The sequence below is a fragment of the Sorangium sp. So ce327 genome, from assembly GCF_051530205.1.
Taxonomy (GTDB): domain Bacteria; phylum Myxococcota_A; class Polyangia; order Polyangiales; family Polyangiaceae; genus Sorangium; species Sorangium cellulosum_B.
The window spans coordinates 9,973,786-9,994,277 of record NZ_CP150330.1; the positions used below are offsets into that span (position 1 = coordinate 9,973,786).

The 20,492-nt window shown below is 71.3% G+C and carries 13 protein-coding genes; 8 read left to right on the plus strand and 5 right to left on the minus strand.

The features are described 5' to 3' along the window. Positions 1–2: 2 nt before the first annotated feature. From WME95_RS37350 to WME95_RS37370, 5 genes are all read left to right on the plus strand, one after another. On the plus strand, positions 3–563 hold the full coding sequence (locus WME95_RS37350; RefSeq protein ID WP_437904086.1) for an RNA polymerase sigma factor: 561 nt from the start codon (positions 3–5) through the stop codon (positions 561–563). Beyond that, entirely contained in the window at positions 560–772 is a 213-nt protein-coding gene (locus WME95_RS37355; protein ID WP_044966212.1) for a hypothetical protein, read from the plus strand. Before WME95_RS37350 ends, WME95_RS37355 begins: the two co-directional genes overlap by 4 nt. Before the next feature lie 1,765 nt (positions 773–2,537). Continuing rightward, positions 2,538–2,945 (plus strand): hypothetical protein, encoded by a 408-nt coding sequence (locus WME95_RS37360; RefSeq protein WP_437904087.1) that lies wholly within the window; start codon positions 2,538–2,540, stop codon positions 2,943–2,945. Positions 2,946–3,047: 102 nt separating this feature from the next. Then, complete coding sequence (locus tag WME95_RS37365; RefSeq protein WP_437904088.1) at positions 3,048–3,575, plus strand: hypothetical protein; 528 nt, start codon at positions 3,048–3,050, stop codon at positions 3,573–3,575. A gap of 71 nt (positions 3,576–3,646) precedes the next feature. Then, positions 3,647–5,101 (plus strand): tyrosine-type recombinase/integrase, encoded by a 1,455-nt coding sequence (locus tag WME95_RS37370; RefSeq protein WP_437904089.1) that lies wholly within the window; start codon positions 3,647–3,649, stop codon positions 5,099–5,101. 338 nt (positions 5,102–5,439) lie between these two features. On the opposite strand, the gene WME95_RS37375 is transcribed toward WME95_RS37370, so the two are convergent. Further along, positions 5,440–6,972: a hypothetical protein gene (locus WME95_RS37375; protein ID WP_437904090.1), complete on the minus strand. Its 1,533-nt coding sequence runs from the start codon at positions 6,970–6,972 to the stop codon at positions 5,440–5,442. A gap of 114 nt (positions 6,973–7,086) precedes the next feature. After that, positions 7,087–8,559 carry a PLP-dependent aminotransferase family protein gene (locus tag WME95_RS37380; RefSeq protein ID WP_437904092.1) on the minus strand — a complete coding sequence of 491 codons (1,473 nt, stop codon included), beginning with the start codon at positions 8,557–8,559 and terminating at the stop codon, positions 7,087–7,089. 179 nt (positions 8,560–8,738) lie between these two features. Here WME95_RS37380 and WME95_RS37385 point away from each other — a divergent pair, with 179 nt between their 5' ends. Both WME95_RS37385 and WME95_RS37390 read left to right on the plus strand, forming a co-directional pair. After that, positions 8,739–8,969 (plus strand): hypothetical protein, encoded by a 231-nt coding sequence (locus WME95_RS37385; protein WP_437911067.1) that lies wholly within the window; start codon positions 8,739–8,741, stop codon positions 8,967–8,969. 143 nt (positions 8,970–9,112) lie between these two features. Continuing rightward, positions 9,113–13,228 carry a kelch repeat-containing protein gene (locus WME95_RS37390; RefSeq protein WP_437904093.1) on the plus strand — a complete coding sequence of 1,372 codons (4,116 nt, stop codon included), beginning with the start codon at positions 9,113–9,115 and terminating at the stop codon, positions 13,226–13,228. A 30-nt stretch (positions 13,229–13,258) separates the two neighbouring features. Here the strand turns inward: WME95_RS37390 and WME95_RS37395 are convergent, their stop codons facing one another. Both WME95_RS37395 and WME95_RS37400 read right to left on the minus strand, forming a co-directional pair. After that, positions 13,259–15,421: a hypothetical protein gene (locus WME95_RS37395; protein ID WP_437904094.1), complete on the minus strand. Its 2,163-nt coding sequence runs from the start codon at positions 15,419–15,421 to the stop codon at positions 13,259–13,261. Between the two features lie 21 nt (positions 15,422–15,442). Continuing rightward, a complete protein-coding gene (locus WME95_RS37400) occupies positions 15,443–18,154 on the minus strand; it encodes a M23 family metallopeptidase (RefSeq protein WP_437904095.1) in 2,712 nt (903 codons plus the stop codon). Positions 18,155–18,354: 200 nt separating this feature from the next. Here WME95_RS37400 and WME95_RS37405 point away from each other — a divergent pair, with 200 nt between their 5' ends. Continuing rightward, on the plus strand, positions 18,355–19,005 hold the full coding sequence (locus WME95_RS37405; RefSeq protein ID WP_437904096.1) for a hypothetical protein: 651 nt from the start codon (positions 18,355–18,357) through the stop codon (positions 19,003–19,005). A 180-nt stretch (positions 19,006–19,185) separates the two neighbouring features. Here the strand turns inward: WME95_RS37405 and WME95_RS37410 are convergent, their stop codons facing one another. Next, the gene (locus tag WME95_RS37410; RefSeq protein ID WP_437710644.1) at positions 19,186–20,223 is read right to left on the minus strand and encodes a D-alanine--D-alanine ligase; all 1,038 of its coding nucleotides are present in this window, start codon (positions 20,221–20,223) and stop codon (positions 19,186–19,188) included. Between the last annotated feature and the right edge of the window lie 269 nt (positions 20,224–20,492).

Here is a 20,492-nt window from a genome sequence, read left to right on the forward strand (position 1 = left end):
TCATGGATTGTCCCGATGAAGGCAAGCGCGCTGCGGCGTACGGGCGCTTGTTTTGCCCGATGCTGGTTCGTGCCGTGTTGCTCTGGTTGGAGAGGATGGGGGTCCCTCAGTGCCATCGTGGCGACGTCGCGGGCCAGGTCTGGCTCAACGCCTGCGAGAGCTGGCCCAGGTTCGATCCGAAACGCGGCAGGCCGGAGCGCTGGTTGAACGCGATCACCGTACACGTTGCCTCCCACTACCACGAGCGTGCGCGAAAGCGCAGGGAGGAATTGGTCAGTTCGATCGAGGTGCTTGATCCAGCGCCGGATGCTGCCGCTGTGATGGAGTCCGACAACGTCCGGGCCAGCACCATGGATGCAGTGAATGAGCTCGATCCGATGCTGCGACTCGTTCTCGTGGCACACGATCTGGGCGGAGTTTCGATGGCCCAGATCGCCCAAGATGCAGGGCTGCCCCTCTCGACGCTTTACAGGCGACGCGCACGGGCCATCGGTGAGTTGCGTAATATCCTTATGCTTCGGGAAGCCGGCGAGATCTCTTCGCGGGGAGTGGGACTGCAATGAGCGTCAAGGGCCTGGTTGTTCACTTCCGGCGCGACCTGGATGACGACGAGGCGGAGCGAATGATCGACGCTCTGATGATGCTGAAGGGCGTCGCCAAGGTATCATCTGTCAAGGCCGGTTACGAAGACGAACTGAACCGGCAGCGGGTCAAGCGAGAACTGCTAAGCAAGATTGATGGGCTTCTGAGGGATGACGAGGCCCCGATCTAGCTGCCGACGAACCCGCGTCGTCGTGGTGTCGACGCAAAAGGCCCGCGGTGCCGCCATCGGGCCGCGCTCGCGGGCGACGCTGGCGCCCGGACGACGTCGTGCCGCTCCAGGCGTGCGCCTCATCACGATGCGCGAGCCGAGCGCGGCGAATCGGCATCGTGTGGGTTCTACGCGCACACGCAAGGGGTCGCGCAGGATTCTATTCCCACAAGAGATGGTGTTCACCGTGCGCAGTTGAAGCCGAGCGGACGCGAGGGAGCTCGGCGAGCCTGCGACGTCGGCCGGCTGCCCCATGGTCTCGTACGCGATCGACGGGTGCAGGGCCCCAACGTGGCGCCCGGGTTCAGCGTCGCCATGCGCGGCCCGGATCGGCGCGCGTGGACGTCCGCGCGCGAGGCGCCCTGGGAGACATTTTTCGGGAGACATTCGGAGGCGCCAAGCTGGCCGATCGCGCGCCATCGTCCGGTCTGCCCGGTCTGACGTGAAGGGCCGCCGCTGGCGCTTGGCCTCGCGCCCGTGACAGGCGCGGGGAGCGTGGGCGGCGTCACGGAGGCGCATGCCGACCGCCGCGACGCCGGCCCGCTGGCGTGGCGATGTCGCCGTCCGTGCGCCAGCGTTGTCCGCCTGCCCGGCCCGGCGTGGCGCCGTGGGCAGGACGGCGCTCGACGGCGTTGGCGGAGTGTTGGCGACCACGCGGCTGGAGCTGCACGGCGTCGCCCATGCGTGGCCGTGCCGCGCGCGGGCGGCTCGTCGGAGCGCGCCGTGGGGCAGGTTGCGGTCACCGCACGCAGACGGCCGAACGCCTGGGGCTGCGCACGATGCCGCCCGTGCAGCAGCGTCGCCCGCCAGCGCGGCCCGACGACCGCGCGTCTGGAGCCGCCGAGAGCGCGAGGGTAGCTGCTCCTGCCCCATCCGAACCTCCGTTGTGTTGGCGTTTCGGGTTCGGGACAGAGCCTAAACGAGCGCGCGTGAGGAGGCCCGAAATGGTAATTCTGACGACCCGGTAACTCGTCGCGAGTTACCGGGATCTAGTCAGGCGGGGAACCCGCTTTGATGACGCGCAGTTAGGCCGTTTCGAGAGAGCGCCCGAGGGGCCGATTTTGGGGGGGCGCGAAGGGGTCGATTTGGTAATTTTGCGCGGGGTCGGCTGAGCGTCTCCGGCGAGCCGCCGACCTCCGTTTTGTCGCACGCGACAGGGCGGCGCGCGGCGGGTACGACCGCGGGCCGGCCCGAGCGGCGCGGCGTGAGCTCGTCCTGGCGGACGCCGGGGCGGCCTGGGGCTGGAGACTGGAGGCGAGCACCCGGCGGGGCGCGAACTCGGCGCACGGGGCCGCGGAGCTCGTCCAGGCGGGAGGCTGGCGCAAGGCGGAGCTCGCCCAGGTGGACGCCAGCGCGGCCCGCGGCCACGACGCCGGGCCAGCTGGCCCGGCGTCGTGGCCGGGCCGTGGGATCGCCGGAGGGGTCACCCCGCACACCGAGGTCACGTGATCGGGCCCCAGCGAATGCCAGTCAGGTCACGGTGCCACGTGAGAACCAGCGTCCTCTTGGTCACACGCTACATCAGACTTTAATGCCGTCGCCCTCGCCAGGAGCCGACTCTTGTACTGTGCTTTAACGCTCTTTAAAGTTGAACGGAAAATGAAGGCTTCGCTCTGGCAGGTTTCTGGTTCGGTGCTTTTGTAGACGCATGAGCTCGCGGCGCTGGTACGAGCTCGCGTGCGGAGTTGTCCGCGCGCCGAGCCACGTCCTGGAAGAGTGTTTCCAGATGAACAAGCAGACCCGGTGCCACCTGCGCGCGATCGCACGGCTGCACCCCGAGATCGGCAACCTGTGTGATCAGCTTGAAGCGCCCTGGAACGCCGTGCGAAGGATCGCGCACGCGCCGGGGGCGGCGGAGCAGTGGGAGCGCGCGGCGCAGGTGCTCGGTGAGCTCGTGGAGAAGCGCCGGGCGATGGCGCCGCGCCGGTCGAGGCTGGAGGCTGCGCGCCTGGAGGCGCTGAAGCGAATGGGACCGTCGATGGAGGGGGGAGGAAAACTTGAAAGCAGCCTGCGAGCCGCGTGGGAGGCGGCGGAGCGCGGGACGCCTGCGGTCTCAAGCCCACGTCCGGGCGATCGGCATGCTGGTCTGCGGTGCAGCGCTGCCCGGCGGGAAGCGCGCGAGTCGAGCACATGAAGCGGCGTCGCGTTGGACTTTCGCCGCGTACCTCTCCCGTGCGTGCCTACCGCGCCCGCTCGCCAATCCTATTCACGAACTCAACACGGATGGAGGTATGGCATGACACGAGCGGCTCTCGCGCGTGTATCGGCACCGCTTGCTCTTCGTCAGGCTGGTAACGGCACGCGTGCCATCGACAGAGAGTGCCTGGAGACGCCCACCGGCGGATGGTCCAGCCCGAAGGTGATCGACCAGCCAGCGACGGCGACGGCAACCGCAACGCTCGCGATCCCGCTGGATGGGCTGACGATCACGGCGCCGCAGCCGGAGATGCTCTCGCAGAAGAACGTCGAGGCAGTCACCGGCATCCCGGCGCGCGTCTTCCTCGACACGATCCGCGCGCCGGGCTTTCCCTTGCCGGTCACGAAGCTCGGCAAGCTGCGTCTGGTCGAGCGCGAGGCGTTCGTGGCGTACCTGCGCGCGCTGGCCGGTGAGCCGGCCTCGCGTCGTACCGCGGAGGCGGATGAGCGCACGCGGGTTGCCGCTGTGCTGACCGCCGCCGGCCTTGAACCTGTCGCTTCTGCGCGTACGGGCCGAGCGAGCGTCCCTCCCGAAGGCGCACGCCATGGTAGGCTGCCGCCGAAGTAGAGCGGGCTCGTTCGGCGCTTGCAACACCGGACGAGCCCTTGATCGACCCCCGCATCACCGGAGACCGATCCATGACCGACGTACCCCAGCGGCGGGCGCGTGCCAAGCGCTCGCCGGTCCTCCCTTCATCATCCCTTCCCGCATCCACATCGCCCGACCGGCGTCCGCGTTCGGGCCGCTCCGGCGGGCGCCCCTCGTTGCCGGGGGAGGCCGGTGCGCCCGACGCGGCCCCGCCTGGTACGGCCAGTTCGACGGAGAACCCGAAGCCGACCGCCCGCACCACCGGCAGGTCCGCAGGAGAGAAGCGCGCCAATGGCTCCGGCTCCGTCCGGCTGCGCGGGAAGGCGTGGACCGCACGACTCAGCCTCGGCGAGGCCGGTCGACCCACGTTCACCCTGCCGACGTGCCGTACGGAGCAAGAAGCCAATGCGCGGCTGCAGGTGCTGTCGGAACTTGCGGGGCGACTGCTCGCCGCCGGGCAAATCGTGCTCGGCGTGCCGCTGCTGGAGCAGGCTGCCGCACGCGAGGGAAACGCTCTTCGGGATGTCCGGCTTGCCATCGACCAGCTGTGCAAGGGAGAAGCGCGCGCCCGCGCAACCGGAGAAACCACCTTTGCCGAGTTTGCTGAGCGGGTGCTTTCCGGAAAGCTGGCCGAGCAGTACCCGGATCATGTGAAGGCGATTCGCAGTGCGGATGATTACAGATCGAGGTTGGCGCACGTACTCGACGTGCTCGGTCCCGTTCCTCTCGTGCGCCTCACGATCGATCATGCCGATCGCGCGATGTCCTTATTGCCGGGGCACCTGGAGCCTAGCACGCGCCGAAATGTTGCGATGGTCGTTCACCGCATACTGTCGTTGGCTGTGTATCCAGCGCGCCTCATAGGCGGCAATCCGTTGCCGCGCGGATGGGTTCTCAAGCCAGACCACGACAAGGCAAAAGGGTACCTGTACCCGGACGAGGATCAGCTCCTCATGGGGAGCAAGGTGATTCCCTTATGCTTCCGGGTCTACTACGGCTTCCTCATTCGCGAGGGAATGCGAGCCGACGAGGCCGGACAGCTGGAGTGGTCGGATGTGGATCTCGACCGGGGAGCCGTTGTTCTCGATGAGAACAAGACGGACGAGCCCCGGGCATGGGCGCTTTCATCCGACGTCGTGCGCGCGCTCCGGAAGTGGCGCGAGATCTGCCCGGACCAGGTACGCGTCTTCGTAGGAAAGTGGGGCTGCAACTCTTTACCGGGTCGCAACGGGGCGGAGCGCTTCAGAGACCACCTCCGACGCGCGGGCATTACTCGGCCTGAGCTGTTCGAGACCACGGATTCAAGGCTGAACATCCGCTTGCACGACACGCGCGCGACCTTCATCACGATCAAGCTCTCGAACGGCCGCACGGAGACGTGGATCTCCGATCGGACCGGGCACAAGTCGAGCGGCCAGATCCATCACTACAAGCGCGCCGCGCGCAAGGTCGCGGAACTCGGCCTAGGCGACTTCGCCCCCTTGATGAGGCGATCCCTGAGTTGACGAGCAAGGAGCGTTCCGAGGGCACTCCCGCGCCGGCTGGCCCAGCTACACGAGCGGCGAGCGCGGAAGCCGCCATCGCCCCCGCACAGACCGTCCAGGCGCCGGCGCGGGCTGACCTCTCCGCCCCCGTCGCGGCGGAGGCCGAGGCCCCCGAAGGGGCCCGGTTGGGCCCGCGTTGGGCCAAGCCGACTGCGAGGGTGTCCGAGCCCCAAGCTGAACCCATCGAAATTGTTGAAGTTATCCCCGATCACTCCTCCGTACCCGGGAAGTTCTTGGGCGACGAATTTGCCGTGCCGAGCGCCCGCGCTGGCCGGGCCCGGCTCGCCGATTCTGCACGCCTACTCGCCGGCCTCCGCTGAATAGAGGCCAGCCGTCGTACCGGGGAGGTCCGTCGTGAAGGCGAGGCGGCGGCCGCCGTGGCTGCTGAAATAGGTCAGGTTCGCTCCCGGCGCGATGAGCCGCGGCTTCAGGCGCTTGCGCGACAGGTCGACGACCTTCAGGTCGGCCGTCGATCTCGCGAAGTCTTCCGCGTCGAAGCGGGTGTTGTCGTTGAACGACACGAGGCCGCGAACGGCAGGCAGGTAGCTCCAGCCCCCGTCGTCGCTGAACTGCCGCACGCCGCCCTCGGCCGAGGCGAAGAGGGGGGCGGTGCCGGCCGTCAGGTCGACGATGCGGGCGAACAGAAGGTGCTTCGAGTCGGCGCTGAAGGGCGGGCCGCCGAGCACGTTCCGCGCCTGCGGGTCGACCGACAGGGGCGGGGTACCGTCGCGCGCGTCGGCGAGCGCCACGTCGGACAGACCGGTCGCCGGGTCGCGCTGGGTGAAGAAGGGCACCTTGCTGCCGTCCGGCGACGCCCACGCGTCGGTGATGACCTTCGACCCGGCCAGGACGGTGAGAATGCCCCCGACCTCGTCGGCGATGGTCTCGGTCGACGGACAGTCGCCCGGCGTGGCGCGGCGCAGCTCGAGGCCAGCCTGCGTTTGCGCGGTGTACACGACGAAGCTGCCTCTGGTGAAGAAGCCTATTCTCGAGCGCACCTCGTCGAGCGCGCTCACCTCGCCGTCGTCGGAGACGACGACGGGGTGCCCCGAGCCCGCCAGCGTCGTGAAGAACGACCCGCCGTCGGCGTCGGCGCTGAAGAAGGGGGGCGTCGCGACGCCGCTGAGCAGGTCGACCCGCTCGCCCCGCTCCCAGCTCGACAAGGTGGCAGAGCTCGTGGCGCCCTCGCAGTGCAGCGCGACCGGGTGCGAGCGGCCGTGACGGCCCACGAACGCGGCGAACGGCCGACAATACCCCCGGGGGAAGCCCATCGGCACGGCGCCGAGCAGCGTCGTGCGCTCGCTCATGTCGGTCGAGGCGAGCTCGACGTCGCCGACGCTGCCGTCAGCGTTGCCATGGGTGGGGAAGAGCACCGAGCGGCCGTCGGCGCTCGCCGAGGTCGCGAAGGTCCCGATGGGCGAGGCGGCGGACGCCTCGTGCGGGCCGGATGCCGCGCTCCACACGACAAGGGGGCTGACCCCGAAGCCGGGCAAGGTCCGGTCGGGGTTGGTCCAGCAGAACGCGACCTTGCCGACGATGTAGACGAACGCCGTGTTCCCGGAGGGCACCTGAGCGACTCGCTGCCTCGTCGCGCCCGGCTTGAGCGCGGTCGCATACACGAGCTCTCCCTCCTGGTAGAGAGCGTGATTGTCGCTGGTGACGCCGAGCAAGACCAGACGCGCTCCCGGCTGCACCAGCCATTTCGTGGACGTCGTGAGCGATGCCTGGCTCTCCGATTCTTCGTCGGCGGGGGGCGCGTCCGGCGCCTCGGTCTGGGCGCAGCCGAGCAATGCCGCGCCGAATGTCATGCTGGCGAAGAAAGCTTTGACCATGTTCGGGTCTCCTGTTCGGTCAGACCCTAGCCCGCGCAGGCACCCTCCGTTGGGGCCAGATCGTCGATGTCGAGTAGTCCAGTCGCCCGCGCGCCGCGGGGAGCGAGGCGCGCGTCAGGGGCGATCCCCCGCGGGCCTCGACCGGGCCTTCGGCAAGGTCTGCGCGAGCCGCCGCGCCGCGTCCGCGAGCTGGGCCTCGTCGCACGCGGCGAAGCCGAAGCGGGCGAAGTCGAGCGGCCAGCGACCGAGCGCGAAGTGACTCGCGGGCTGGAAGGAGACGCCCGCCGCGTGCGCGCGCCGGGCCCATGCGTCGATGTCGACGCCGGGGGCCCGCGCCCAGAGGGCCATGCCCCCGCTGGGGGGGTCGAACTCGAGCCCGGGCAGGTGGCGCGCGAGCGCCTCGCAGAGCGCGTCGCGGCGGGCGCGGTAGGCGCGCCGGACCCTCTGCGTGTGCCGATCGATCTCGCCGTCTTCGAGCAGCTCGGCGACGGCGCGCTCGATCGCGTGGTCGCCCTGGTGGTCGACGAAGGCCCGGTAGGCCGCGATCCGCTCGGCGACGTCGGGGGTGGAGACGACGAAGCCGAGCCGCAGCCCCGGCGCCAGGATCTTCGACAGGGTGCCCAGGTAGACGACCACCCCGTGGCGGTCGGCGGACGAGAGGGGCAGCACCGGCCGCCCCTCGTAGCGGAACTCGTGGTCGTAATCGTCTTCGAGCACGAGCAGGCGCCGGCGCCGCGCCAGCTCGAGCAGGCGCACGCGCCTCGGCGCGGTCAAGGTGACGGTCGTGGGTAGCTGGTGGTGGGGCGTCGTGTAGACCGCCTTGACCCGCCTGGCCGCGCAGAGGGCCTCGAGCGCGGCGACGTCGAGCCCCTCGCCGTCGAGCGGCACGGGCACGAGCTCCACGCCCGAGAGCTCGAGCGCGCCGCGGGCGGCGGGGTGGCTGTACGCCTCGATCGCCACGCAGTCGCCCGGCTCCAGCAGCGCGCGCGCCGCGAGGTAGAGGCCCTGTTGGCTGCCGCGCACGATGTTGACCGACTCGACGCTCGCCCGCACCCCCCTCGCCCGGGTCAGCGACTCGACCACCGCCCGGCGCAGGCGCGGCTCGCCCCGGGGGTCGCCGTAGTCCATCAGCGCGCGCGCCCCGGCGCCGAGCAGCGCGCGGCGGTAGGCGCGGCACAGCTCCAGCCTCGGCACGAAGCCGAGCTCGGGCACCCCGCCGAGCAGGAGCAGGCCGGCGCGCGGGGTCGAGGACGGGGCCGGCAAGGGGCGTCCGGGCAGGTCGAACCCGGCCCGGTCGGCGAGGGCTCGTCGGCGGAAGGGGGGCAGCTTGGCGGGCAGGTCGCTCGAGACGTAGGTGCCGGAGGCGGGCGTGCTCGTTATCCACCCCTGGCGCGCGAGCTCGAGGAACGCGGCGATCACGGTCTTGCGGTGGACGCCGAGCTGGAGGGCGAGCTTGCGGCTGGAGGGCAGCCGCTCGCCGGGGCGCAGGCGGCCCCGTTCGATGTCCTCGACGATGGCCCGCGCGATCTGCAGAAAGAGCGGCCCCTGACCCGCCGCGCCGAGCTGAAGAACGAGTTCTCGGGTCACCGCCACGCCGCCCGTGCCTGCGTCGGAGGGGCGGGGCGCCCTGGCGCCCGCCCCCGAGCTCTCGATGCCCCGCCGCCCGGAATCTGTCAACCGAGGCGCGCGACGAGCGGCTCGTCCAGTTGATCCGAGAGCGGCTCGAAGAGCTGATCACGGGCATCGATCGACGCATCGGCGCGCAGGTGGACGAGATCCTCCACCACCCGCTCTTTCAGCGTCTCGAGCGGGCCTGGCGTGGGCGAGTGCTCACGCGCGCTCGGGCTGGCGCTGCCGCGTCTTCTGCTGCGCGCGCCGTTCGGTCGCGGCGAGCGCGCCGAGGCGAGCTTCGCCTACGAGGAGAGCACCGAAGACCACGAGAGCTACTTGCAGCTCGGGGCGAGGCGCGCATCAGGCGATCTCGAGGCGTGAGCTGAGACATCGATTTCGTCGTGAGACGCGGAGCGGCAAGCGCCGAGTCGGGGTCCCTCATCCCCGGCTCGGCATCTGCACATCGCTCGTGTGAGCCGCGCTCGCGGCGCTGTTGTTGCGGGCGTGACCGCGTGAGACATTCGCAGGCATGCGAGCTGGGTCGGGTCTTCGCGTGCTGGTCATGGCCGTCTTGGTGCTGGCCGTTGTGGGATGGATGGGCGCGCTCAGCTGCGCGGCCGGGGGCGACGGCGCGGCGGCGGCGGCGCTCGTGCAGCGCCGGTTCCCGGCGCAGGCCGCCGAGGTGCTGGGCAGCGGCGCTCCCGACGCGCCTGTGGCGACCGGCGCGACCGGCGACGGCTTCGCGCTGGGCGCGCCTGGCCTGACGGGGCGCGGGCCGCGGCTCCAGGCCGAGCTGCCGCGCGACGGCGGCGGCTGGATGCGGCTCTCGGGCGCTGGCGGCTTCGAGGTCCGGGTGCGCGAGGCCGGCGCGTTCGGCCCGGGGGCGGTGGTCGACGGCGCGGTGATCTACGGCCGCGCGGGCGGCGCGTCGTTCTGGCGGGCGGTCGCCGGGGGCATCGAGGAATGGCTCACGGTGGAGCCGGGCGCCGTGCCGCCGGGTGAGCCTGCGGCGGTCTGGGAGGTGGACGGCGCGGCGCTGCGGCAGCGCGGCGAGGCCGTCGAGGTGCTGGACGCGGCGGGGACGCCGCGGCTGCGCGTCACCGCGCCGCGAGCCTTCGCGGAAGGCGGGCGGCCGATCGCGGCGCGCCTCGAGGCGCGCGGGGCGGAGATCGCGCTGCTGGTCGAGGCGTCGGCGGAGCTGCTGCTCGTGGATCCGCTGTGGCGCCCCGTCGAAGCGATGGCCACGCGGCGGGACGCCGGGCATACGGCCACGCTGCTGGGCGGCGACGACGGGCGGATCCTCGTCGTGGGCGGCTATGGCGGCGAAGGTTATCTCGCGAGCGCGGAGCTGTACGCCCCGGCGGACGACAGCTGGGCGCCGGCTCAGCCGATGAGCGAGGCGCGCGGCCAGCACGCCGCCCTGCTGCTGGCCAGCGGGCAGGTATTGGTCGTGGGTGGCCGGGGCAGCGATGGCGTGTTGATGAGCGCAGAGCTGTACGACCCGGCGGAGGACCGCTGGACGCCGACGCGACCGATGAGCGCCCCGCGCGAAGGGCACACGGCGACGCCGCTCGGCGACGGGCGGGTCCTCGTCACGGGCGGCCTCGACGGTGAGCTCGCGCTGGCCAGCGCGGAGATCTACGACCCGGCCGAGAACATCTGGACCGCCGCGGCGCCGATGAGCGTTCGCCGTTACCAGCACACGGCGACGCCGCTCGGCGACGGGCGGGTCCTCGTCACAGGCGGACACGAGTGGCAGGGCGCGCTGGCCAGCGCGGAGATCTACGACCCGGCCGAGAACATCTGGACCGCCGCGGCGCCGATGCGCATCGCGCGCCAGGAGCACGCGGCGACGCGTCTGAACGACGGACGCGTCCTCGTCACGGGCCTCCCAGCGAACGACCGGTACGGCGAGGGCGAAGAGGAGGAAGAGGGAGAGCTCACGAGCGCGGAGCTCTACGACCCGGCGAGCGACAGCTGGGCGCTCACGGCGCCGATGCGCGTCGGGCGCATTCGCCACACCGCGACGCTGCTGGACGGCGGATGGGTCCTCGTCACGGGCGGGTCCGCGTCGTCCGAGTCCGGGCCCCTGGCGGGCGCGGAGATCTACGACCCGGCGGCAGGCTCGTGGTCGAACGTGCCGGCGATGGCCGCGGGCCGCAGCGCTCATACCGCGACGCTTCTCCCGGGCGGCGATGTGCTCGTGACGGGCGGCAACCAGGGCTTCGAGGCGAGCGCAGAGATCTACGACCTGGCGGGCGCGAGCCCGTGGTCGGAAGCAGCACCGATGCTCGACGCGCGCTACGACCACACGGCGACGTTGCTGAGCGACGGGCGGGTCCTCGTCGCGGGCGGCTACGGAACCGCCCATGTCAGCCTCTCGGGCACGGAGATCTTCGACCCGGCGGACGGAACTTGGACCGCGGCCGAGGCGATGAGCGGCTCGCGCAGCGCGCACACGGCGACGCGGCTGAACGATGGGCGGGTCCTCGTCGCGGGCGGCCAAGGGATCGACTATGTCAGCCTCTCGAGCGCGGAGATCTTCGACCCCGACACGCGCGGCTGGAGAGCGGTAGAGCCGATGTTCACGGCGCGCCAGATCCACACGGCGACGTTGCTGAGCGACGGGCGGGTCCTCGTCACGGGCGGTTATGGGGCCGACTATACCAACCTCTCGAGCGCGGAGATCTTCGACCCCGACACGGGCACCTGGTCGACGACAGAGCCGATGAGCACCGCGCGCCAGGGTCACACGGCGACGCGGTTGAGCGACGGGCGGGTCCTCGTCGCGGGCGGTTATGGGGCCGACTATACCAACCTCTCGAGCGCGGAGATCTTCGACCCCGACACGGGCACCTGGTCGGCGACGGAGCCGATGAGCGCCGCGCGCCAGAGCCACACGGCCACGCTGCTCGATGACGACCAGGTCCTCGTCGTAGGCGGTTATGGGGCCGACAACGCCAACCTCGCGGCCGCGGAGGCGTATGATCCGGCGACCGATCGCTGGACGGCGCGGGCTCCCATGAGCGCCGCGCGCCAGAACCACACGGCCACGTCGCTCCTGGACGGGCAGGTTCTCATCGTGGCGGGCATCGCCGGCGCTTACGGCTACGAGGGTAGCGCGACGGCGGAGGTGTACGACCAGACCACCGACAGCTGGTCTCCGGGAGAGACGATGTACTCCCAGCGATCCAACCACGCGGCGACGCTGCTGAGCGATGGCAAGGTCCTGGTCACCGGCGGCGACGGGCCCGGCGGCATCCTCGCCGACGGTGAGCTCTTCATCCCTGCCCTCCCCGGCGATCCTTGCGACACCGACGCGGACTGCGCCGGCGTTTCCTGCGTCGACGGCGTCTGCTGCGACGTCCCTTGCGCGGGCGCGTGCATGGCCTGCTCCGCCGCGAAGAAGGGCGCCGGCCCCGACGGCGCGTGCGGCCCCATCCAGGCCGGCGCCGATCCGGACGACGACTGCGCCGCGGAGCCTGCCCTCTCCTGCGGCACCACCGGCCTCTGCGACGGCCGCGGCAACTGCCAGCTGCGGGCGCAGGGCGCCCCCTGCGGCGCGGCCTCGTGCAAGGACGCCTCCGAGCTCGTCGAGGCCCCCCTCTGCGACGGCCTCGGGGCCTGCACCGAGGGCGACACGCGATCTTGCGCAGAGTACCGCTGCGTCACGGGCGCCTGCCTCACGGGCTGCACCTTCGACACCCAGTGCGCCGACTCGGCCTACTGCGCGGCGACCGGCGGCGACTGCCTGCCGAAAAAGCCCGTCGGCGCCCCGTGCTCGCTCCCGAAGGAGTGCCTCAGCGGGCAGTGCAGGGCCGGAGAGTGCGCGCTCGACACCGACGAGGACGGCATCCCCGACAGCGAGGACAACTGCCCTGCGGTCCCGAACACGCTCCAGGCCAACACCGATGCTGGCCTGCCTTCGGGCGATCTCCTCGGCGACGCCTGCGATGACGACGACGACGCCGACGGCGACGGCGATACGGTGGACAACTGCCCCCTCGTCGCGAACCCCGACCAGGCCGACGTCAACCGCGATGGAGTCGGCGACGCCTGCGATTGCGACAACCCGCGCAAGCCCGACGGCAGCCCCTGCGACGACGGCAACGCCTGCACGCAGACCGATACTTGCCAGAACGGCGCCTGTGTCGGCAGCGATCCCTTCGTGTGCCCGCAGCCCGACACCTCCACCTGCCGGCGCGCCGTCTGCGCGCCGGTCACCGGCGCCTGCCAGAGGCGCTACAAGCTCGACGGGGCGCCCTGTCCAGGCGGCGAGTGCATCGCCGGGGGCTGCTTGCTCGCGGAGGCCGCCAGCGGTTCCGGAGGCGGCGCGGGGGGCGAGGGCAAGGGCGGCGGGGACCAGGGCGGCGGAGGCCAGGGCGGCGAGGGCCAGGGGGGCGCAGGCCAGGGCGGCGGCGCCGCCGCGACCGGCACCGGGGGTTCCGGCGGCTCCGGCGGCGACGCCGGCGGCGCGCCGCCAGCGCCTGCAGCGGAGGGGAGCGCCCCGCCGCGCGCGCACGGAAACGGCTGCGCCGTGGCGCGCGGCGCCGGTCCTGACCAGGGCGGCTCGTCCCTGCCCTGGCTCCTCCTCGCCGCCGCCCTGCTCGCCGCGCGCTCCAGGGGTTTCCGCAAGGCAGCCTGATCCACCACCGCTCGCACCCCTTCGGAAGGGTCACTTCGCCGTCCTCCGCACCGCCCCGTCCTGCGCCGCCCAGTAGACGTACGCCTCATCCAGCGCGATCGCGATCGGCTGCGCCTGCCCGGCGGCCAGCGTCGCCAGGCCGGAGCCGTCCTTGTTCACCCGCCGCACCACGCCGCTGCCGCGGTTGACCCAGTACACGGCCCCGTCGGGCGCCGGATCCACGGCGATCCCGGCCGGAGCGGGCTGCTCGTCGGCGAGCACGACGAGGTTCGCGCCGTCCTTGCCGAGCCGCATCAGGCGGCCGCTCTCCGTGCTCCAGAAGAGGTGCTCCGCGTCGATGCCGAGGAACTGCGGGGTGAGCCCGTCATCGAACGACTGGCCGGACGCGATCTGACGCTGCTCCGCGCCGTCCTTCCGCATCTTCACCACGACCCCGCCGCCCTGGGCCCAGTAAAGGTGTGTGTCGTCGGCGACGAGCGCTCCGCCCGCCCTCCCGACGGTCCCCGTGATCTCGACCGCGTCCTCGGCGCTGCTCGCCGTGTCCACCCGGAAGACGCCGCTCTCTGCGCGCGAGGTGAACCACACCGCGGTCGCGTCGGCCACGACGGCCCACGGCTCGGCGACGTTCGCGCTGAGGAGCAGGAGGCCGTCGCGCGCCGTGTGCTTGAGCACCCCCTCCGCGCCCGTCACGAAGACGTCGAGCCCGGCGACGGCGACGCCCTCGAACACGCCGAAGCCGCACGTCCCGTCCTGCGGAGGCGCGAGCGTGGCGAGGCACGCGACCTCGTCCAACCCGTACTTCAGGACGCGGACCGCGACCCCGCCCTGCGGCCGCGCCCCGGCCAGGTAGAGGTGGTCGCCGAGCACGGCGAGCGCCGAGGGCACGGCGAGCCCCGAGGCGATCGTCGTCGCCTCGGGGCCGCAGACGCCGTCCTCGCAGACGCCGCCCAGGCAGTCGTTGCCGCAGCCGCCGCAATGGAACGGGTTGCTCCTCACGTTCGTCTCGCAGCCGGTGAGGGGATCTTCGTCGCAGTCGCGGAACCCCTCCACACACGAGAGCGCGCAGCGGCCGGCGAGGCACGACGCCGTGCCGTGCTTCTCGACACAGGCGTTGCCGCAGCCGCCGCAGTGGTCGGCATCCTGGGCGAGCTCCGCCTCGCAGCCGTTCGACGCGTCGCCGTCGCAGTCGCCGAAGCCGACGGCGCACGCGAGCGAGCAGGCGCCCGCGGCGCACGAGGGCGTCGCGTTCTGGCTGCCGCAGACGTTGCCGCAGGCGCCGCAGTTCTCGACGTCGGCGTCCGTATCGCCGCATCCTCCGCCAGCGCCCCCCTCGCCTCCGCCGCCGCAGAGCCCCGTGCCCGCGAGGCCGCTCAGGAACGCGTCGCAGAGCGCGCCGCTGCCGGTCAGCGCCGTGAAGTCACACCGGTGGGCGAGCAGCCCGTCGAGGCTCGAGCAACAGCTCGCGAGGAGCCCATCACACGAGGCGGACGTGAGCGGCTCCCTGTCGCCCACGGTGGGGCACCGGTTGGCGTCCCCGACCTGACCGAGGTAGCCGAGGCATTCCTCGGCGTCGCCGGCCCCGGCGACGCTCGCGCAGCGCGCGTCCGGGCCCTCGGGCAGCGAGGGGCAGCAGCTCTCGCCGAGGTAGCCGCAGCTCTCGCCGGCGTGGCTCACGTCCTGGCAGCGCCCCGACGCCTTGGCGTCCTGCTCCAGGAACCGCTCGCAGCGCCGCTCGTTGCCGGAGAACGCGATCGCGTGGCACGCCTCCCGCAGCGCCTCGGGCAGCGCTGCGCAGCACTCGTTCAGGAGGCCGGCGCAGTTGGGTCCGTACTGCGGCGCGGCGGGGCCGCCCACGCACAGGTCGACGTCGCCCGCGGCGCGGAGGACCTCGTCGCAGGCCTCGTCGTCGCCCTCCGCGGCCGCGGCCTCGCAGCCGGGGCGCAGCTCGGCCGGCAGGCTCGGGCAGCAGGCCTCGCCGAGGTGCGCGCAGCCCGCGCCGGCGGGAGGAGGCTGCGAGGGCAGCGCGCCGCACGCGCCGTACGCGCTCCCGTCGCTCGAGCATTGCTGCGCGCCGAGCGTGCCGTCCGGCAGGAAGCACGCGGCGAGCGAGCCGGGCGGGCAGATGCTCGGGTCGGACACGCCGCACGTGAGCGTCGTGATGGAGAGAAAGAAGATCGTGCCAGTGCGGCGCATGGGATCACCTCCGGCCAAGCGTTATTCGCAGTCCGCCCTGGCGGCGCACACCTTCCGCCCCTGGGTCTCGTTCATGAAGTGCAGCGGGGAGATGAAGCCGTCCGTGTGCATCGAGTTCTGGCACCTGTCGTTCACGGCCGTGAACGTCGCCGGCTCCTCGTCGGGATCCGTCCTGCTGGCGTCGTACACCGAGTCCTTGCACTTCTGCTCGTCGAACGAGCTCAGGGACTTGTCGTACCCGCACGGCGCGCCGCGCGAGGTGCCGAACGTGCTGCAGAGCGCGTCGGAGAGGAGCACGTAGTGGAGATGCGTGTTCTCCTCCCCGCCCGTGAGGCCCAGATCCGGGTGAGCTTGCTTGATGGACTCCCACGACTCGATGGATCCGATCCGCTGCCCCATGGAGACCGTCTCGCCCTCCTTGATGAGGCCATCGCGGCTGAGGTGCCCGTAGAAGGAGCAGACCCGCCGCGCCGGGCCGCCGCTCGGGTCCTCGACGAAGTGCTCGATGCGGACGGTGGCGTGATAGCTCGAGTCGTTGTGGCCGGCGAAGAGGACGCGTCCTGTTGCCATCGCCTTCACCTCCGCGCCGGCGGTCCGACCGCCGTTCACGACGACGTCCTGGCCGAGGTGGTGTCCGCCCCAGCAGGGGTCCTCGTAGCCGAGGATCTTCAGCAGGCGCGGGTTGTCGATGGGATCCGTGAAGCCCAGGCCAGGTGGGAGGTAGCACCGGTCGCTCGGGGCGCTATCCGACGTGACCACGCAGCCGAACGTGCAGTATTCCGAGCGGACGAACTCGTACGTTCTCCCGGCCGTCTCGCCCTCGGCGCACGGCGCGGACGTGGTCCCCCGCGGGCACATCGCCCGGCAGTGGTAGAGCATCTTCGGGTCCCCGTTCGCGCCGAGCGGGCCGCTGTTGCTCCCGCAGTAGGCTGGAGCCGGCGACTTCGCGCCGTCGTAGCACGCGATCTCCGACGGATCGGACGTCGAGTTGTCGCAGCCGAGCCACTTCAGCCCGCGGTTGAAGTTGCCGGGGACCTCCCTGCAATACGGGGGCGTCCTGCCGTACGGGTCGGGTCCGCACTCGCCGCAATCGGTCCCGCAGGAGATCGGCTTGACCTCCCAGCCGCTCGGGCGCCCGAGCGTCCGGTCCGAGCACTCGTAGACCTGCTTGCCTGGACCGCACACCCGCAGGCCGCGGCGCGTCTCGCGCTGCGGCACGAGCGTGCCCTGGTAGTCGTGGAGGCTGTCGCAGCCGATCACGACGGAGCCCGGCGGAGGATCGGGCGGCGTGCCGACCGGCTTGGCGTCGCTATCGCCGCACCGGTCGTAGTTCGCCATCGGGTCCTCCATCGCGTTGCATTCGCTGTTCGCGCACGCCTCTGCCGGCAGGAGCTCACCCATCTCGACCTCGCCGGCGAGCGCGGCGTCGTAGTCTTCGCTGCTGATCCTGCAGTAGTAGAGCGTGCCGAAGCGCCCTGTATTGCCGTGCTGGCCGCAGGCGCGGTACCACCATTCATTGGGGCGCTCATCACCCCGGTATTTGTATTTCACCTCGGAGGGGCGCGGGCACCGGTCGTCGCAGCGGTCCCACTGCGGGATCTGCGGGGCGCCCGCGGTCGCCTGGCCCCAGATGTCCCCTTCGTGCCAGGGAGCGAGCTCCGTCATGCGCTTGCACGTCCCGTCGCCTCCCGCGCCTGCACACGCGGTGAACAGGACGGGCTCTCCGCCGGGCGTGGGGCACGCGTAGAGCGTGGCGGGATCGCCCTTGATCTCGCCGGTGGGCAGGCCATGGTGGTCGTAGAACCTCTGCCCGCCACAGAAGGTCTGCCCTGGCTCGATCGGCCGGGGGAGGGGCTGGCCCGAGCCGTATCGCGTCGTGGACGCGAGGGGGCACCTCCCGAGATCCTCTTCTGCCGGGCCGAGCCGCTCGTCGGGATCGCAGGGCTGTCCGGCGTTGATCCATCCCTCTTTGCCGCAGACCCAGCGGCTCTCATTGCCGATGCCCAGCCCGCAGATCTCGTCCCCGCAGACGCTCGTGATGGCTTCCTTGCCGTGGCTGTCCTGGATTCCACGACAGGCGGTGCAGCTCGCCGGGCCTGCGCCCGAGCAGGAGACGCCGAGGTCATGCCAGCCGTCGCTGGCGCACACGTACTTCGTCCGCTCGTTGCCGGCGCCGGAGGGGAGGCAGGCGCGCGCCCCGCACTCGGCCTGGCCTCGCGGAAGAGGGCAGTCGCACGCCTCGCGGGGAGGCCTGCATTCGGCGTCTCCGGGGCTCGTGGCCGCGCAGGTGCCGTCACACACTCTCCACCACCGGGGGATCTGACCGCCGCCGAAGCAATGGTAGAGGCCAGCGGGGTGGCCGTTGATCACGCGCGCTCCGCAGAAGGTGAGCCCTTCCGGATCGTCGGAGGCGGGGTAATCGGGGTGGTCGGGGCAGGCGCGGTCGCTGCATCGGTCCTGCGGCTGGCTCTTCCACCCGTTCTTTGTGCAGGCGTAGGAGATGAAGTCTCTCCCGCAGACCTGCATGTCGCAGAAGGTGTCGTCCGGATCGATGAGCTCGCCGGTCGAGTAGGCTCCGTCCGGGCACCGGCAGCTGCGGTCCACGTCCTGCGGCGCGCGGGGCGGGGACGAGGGGACGAGCGGCGCTGCCTCTTCCCTGCAACCGGCCGCGAGGACGGTCGCCGTGGAGGCCATGACGAACGACGCGCCGAGGAGTTGGCGGAACCCGGCCATGAGCGGCTCCCTTGCGGCGAGGAGGGGTGAGACCAGGCGAGGCTGGTTGGAGGGGCGTGAGGCGCCGAGGCTCTCACGGACGGAGATTGCCGTCCAGAGGCACGAGGCTCATCTGCGGATCATGGAATGGATTCCGGCACGGTCCCCGCTTCCGCGCGTTGATGCGTGCACCTGCGCGCCTGGGCGCGTACCCTCGGCGCATGGCACGTCCGCACCTGCTCCCGTTCACCTTGGTGTCGATCGCTGCGCTCGCAGCCTGTGACCGCTCCGAGTCCGCGAGCGCGCCTGCGTCCGCGGGCGCGACCGCCGCGGCCGCGCCGGCTGCGCCTGCCCCGAGCGGCGCGTCCGCCGCGGCGCCGGCGGCGAGCTGCCCGACAGGCAAGTGGGAATACGACTATGCCGATATGTTCCTCGAGACGCTGGCGCGCAACTCGTCGGGCGCGCGCGTCGTCAGCGAGCGCGGGAAGTACATCTGCACGTTCAACGGCAACGAGCGTGGCAGCTACGTGTGCGAGACGAGCGAGGGCGGCGTCGAGAACGTGTTCGAGGCGCCCACGGCGGGGACGGCCCTGAGGATCACGCTCAAGATGAACGGCCGCTCCAGCGCGGAATACGAGCCCGCGGGCCCTGGCCGCTGGAAGACGACGCGCGCCGACATGAGCGGGCTGCGCGTCGAGACCAAGGCCACGCTCGGCGGCCGCGACATGCCCCTGCCCGCGACCAACGCCTTTTCTGGCATGGACCGCCCAGGGACCCTCTTCGAGTACCGCTGTGAAGGCGACGTGTTCAAGCTCAAGCCCATCGTCGAGGGCATGGCGACCGACTTCATCACGATGAAGCGCGTGCCTTAGCGCCTGTCCCGGGGCAGGGCGGACCGAGCCAGGCGGCCGAGGTCGGGTGCAGCGCCAGACGCGGTGAGGAGTCCTGCTGTAATTGCGGAAATTGAACAGGGAGACGGGGAGATCGGTGGGATTTTACTCCCCGTCTCCTCGCCTCCCTGTGAATTTTCCGGAAAAATTCGAGCGGGCGCTTCAGATCGCCGACTTCACGAGGCGCAGCCGCTTCTCGGCCTGTCCCCGCTCGCTGAGCCGCAGCTCCGAGGCGGCGGGCGCGCGGCGCCGCACCGGCTGGTGCAGCCTGGCGCTCGCCAGGATGGCCTCGCACAGGTCGCCGAACTCGTAGCCTGCGGCCTCCGCGATCTTCGGAAGGAGGCTTGTCTGGGTCATGCCCGGCAGGGTGTTCACCTCGAGCACGTACTCGTTCTCTCCGCCGGTCACGAGCAGATCCACCCGCACCGCGCCCGTGCACCCGAGCGCCTGGGCCGCCCGCTCCGCCAGGTTCAGGACGCCGCGGTAGCGGGTCGGCGGGAGGCGCGCCGGCATGTGGTACTCGGTCATGCCCGGCGTGTACTTGGCCTCGTAGTCATAGAGCCCCTTCTTCGGGACGATCTCGATCGCGCCAAGGACCTTCCCGTCCAGGATGCCCACGTTGACCTCGGTCCCCGCCACGAACCGCTCCACGATGGCGGCGTCGTCGAACTCGAACGCCAGCGCGAGCGCCGACTTCAGCTCCTCGAGCGACCCGACCTTGGTCACGCCGAGGCTCGACCCCTCGCCGCGCGGCTTGACGATGACGGGGAACCCGAACGAGCCATGGACGGCATCGAGCTCCTCGAGGTCCTGATTCGCGCCCACAGTGTAGTAGGGAGGCGTCGGCACGTTGTGCAGCCGGAACATCTCCTTGGCCTTCAGCTTGTCCATCGCAAGGGCGCTCCCGAGCACGCTCGACCCCGTGTAGGGAATCTGGGCGAGCTCCAGGACGCCTTGCACGCACCCGTCCTCACCGAGACGTCCGTGCAGTGCCAGGAAGGCCGCGTCGAGCCGCGCGCGCTGCAGCGTCGCGCAGAGCTCCGCGCCGAACCTGTCCCCGAGCGTGATCCGCACGACATCGTACCCGCGGGCCTCGAGCGCCTCGGCGACGGCCGCGCCCGAGCGCAGGGACACGTCGCGCTCACCCGACGAGCCGCCCATCACGACGCCCACCCGCTTCCGGACTTGCCGCTCCACCATCGAAGAACCTCCGTCGCCTTCCCGTGCGGACACCAACACCACGTCAGCTCCTTCCAGTACAGTCCAGCTGCCGGAGAGGTGCTGCGCAAAAACCAAGCCAGCTGCTCCCAAGGCCAAAATCGGCGGCCTTGTCAGCGGAGGGCGCTATTCCTGAGCTGTGGTTGAGGAAAACCGCGCCCGCCCGCCGTGTTCACCTGCCCACGGCGTGCCGACCGCCAACCCGGTATCAAGGCCCGCGGCGGAGGTCAACTAAACGGAGCGATCGCGCC

What these genes read in the sequence shown, in the direction of transcription:
- WME95_RS37365 (WP_437904088.1), top strand. Translation starts at nt 3,048, where the DNA reads ATGACACGAGCGGCTCTCGCGCGTGTATCGGCACCGCTTGCTCTTCGT.
- WME95_RS37395 (WP_437904094.1), bottom strand. Translation starts at nt 15,421, where the DNA reads ATGCGCCGCACTGGCACGATCTTCTTTCTCTCCATCACGACGCTCACG.
- WME95_RS37370 (WP_437904089.1), top strand. Translation starts at nt 3,647, where the DNA reads ATGACCGACGTACCCCAGCGGCGGGCGCGTGCCAAGCGCTCGCCGGTC.
- WME95_RS37410 (WP_437710644.1), bottom strand. Translation starts at nt 20,223, where the DNA reads ATGGTGGAGCGGCAAGTCCGGAAGCGGGTGGGCGTCGTGATGGGCGGC.
- WME95_RS37355 (WP_044966212.1), top strand. Translation starts at nt 560, where the DNA reads ATGAGCGTCAAGGGCCTGGTTGTTCACTTCCGGCGCGACCTGGATGAC.
- WME95_RS37350 (WP_437904086.1), top strand. Translation starts at nt 3, where the DNA reads ATGGATTGTCCCGATGAAGGCAAGCGCGCTGCGGCGTACGGGCGCTTG.
- WME95_RS37375 (WP_437904090.1), bottom strand. Translation starts at nt 6,972, where the DNA reads ATGGTCAAAGCTTTCTTCGCCAGCATGACATTCGGCGCGGCATTGCTC.
- WME95_RS37405 (WP_437904096.1), top strand. Translation starts at nt 18,355, where the DNA reads ATGGCACGTCCGCACCTGCTCCCGTTCACCTTGGTGTCGATCGCTGCG.
- WME95_RS37360 (WP_437904087.1), top strand. Translation starts at nt 2,538, where the DNA reads ATGAACAAGCAGACCCGGTGCCACCTGCGCGCGATCGCACGGCTGCAC.
- WME95_RS37390 (WP_437904093.1), top strand. Translation starts at nt 9,113, where the DNA reads ATGCGAGCTGGGTCGGGTCTTCGCGTGCTGGTCATGGCCGTCTTGGTG.
- WME95_RS37400 (WP_437904095.1), bottom strand. Translation starts at nt 18,154, where the DNA reads ATGGCCGGGTTCCGCCAACTCCTCGGCGCGTCGTTCGTCATGGCCTCC.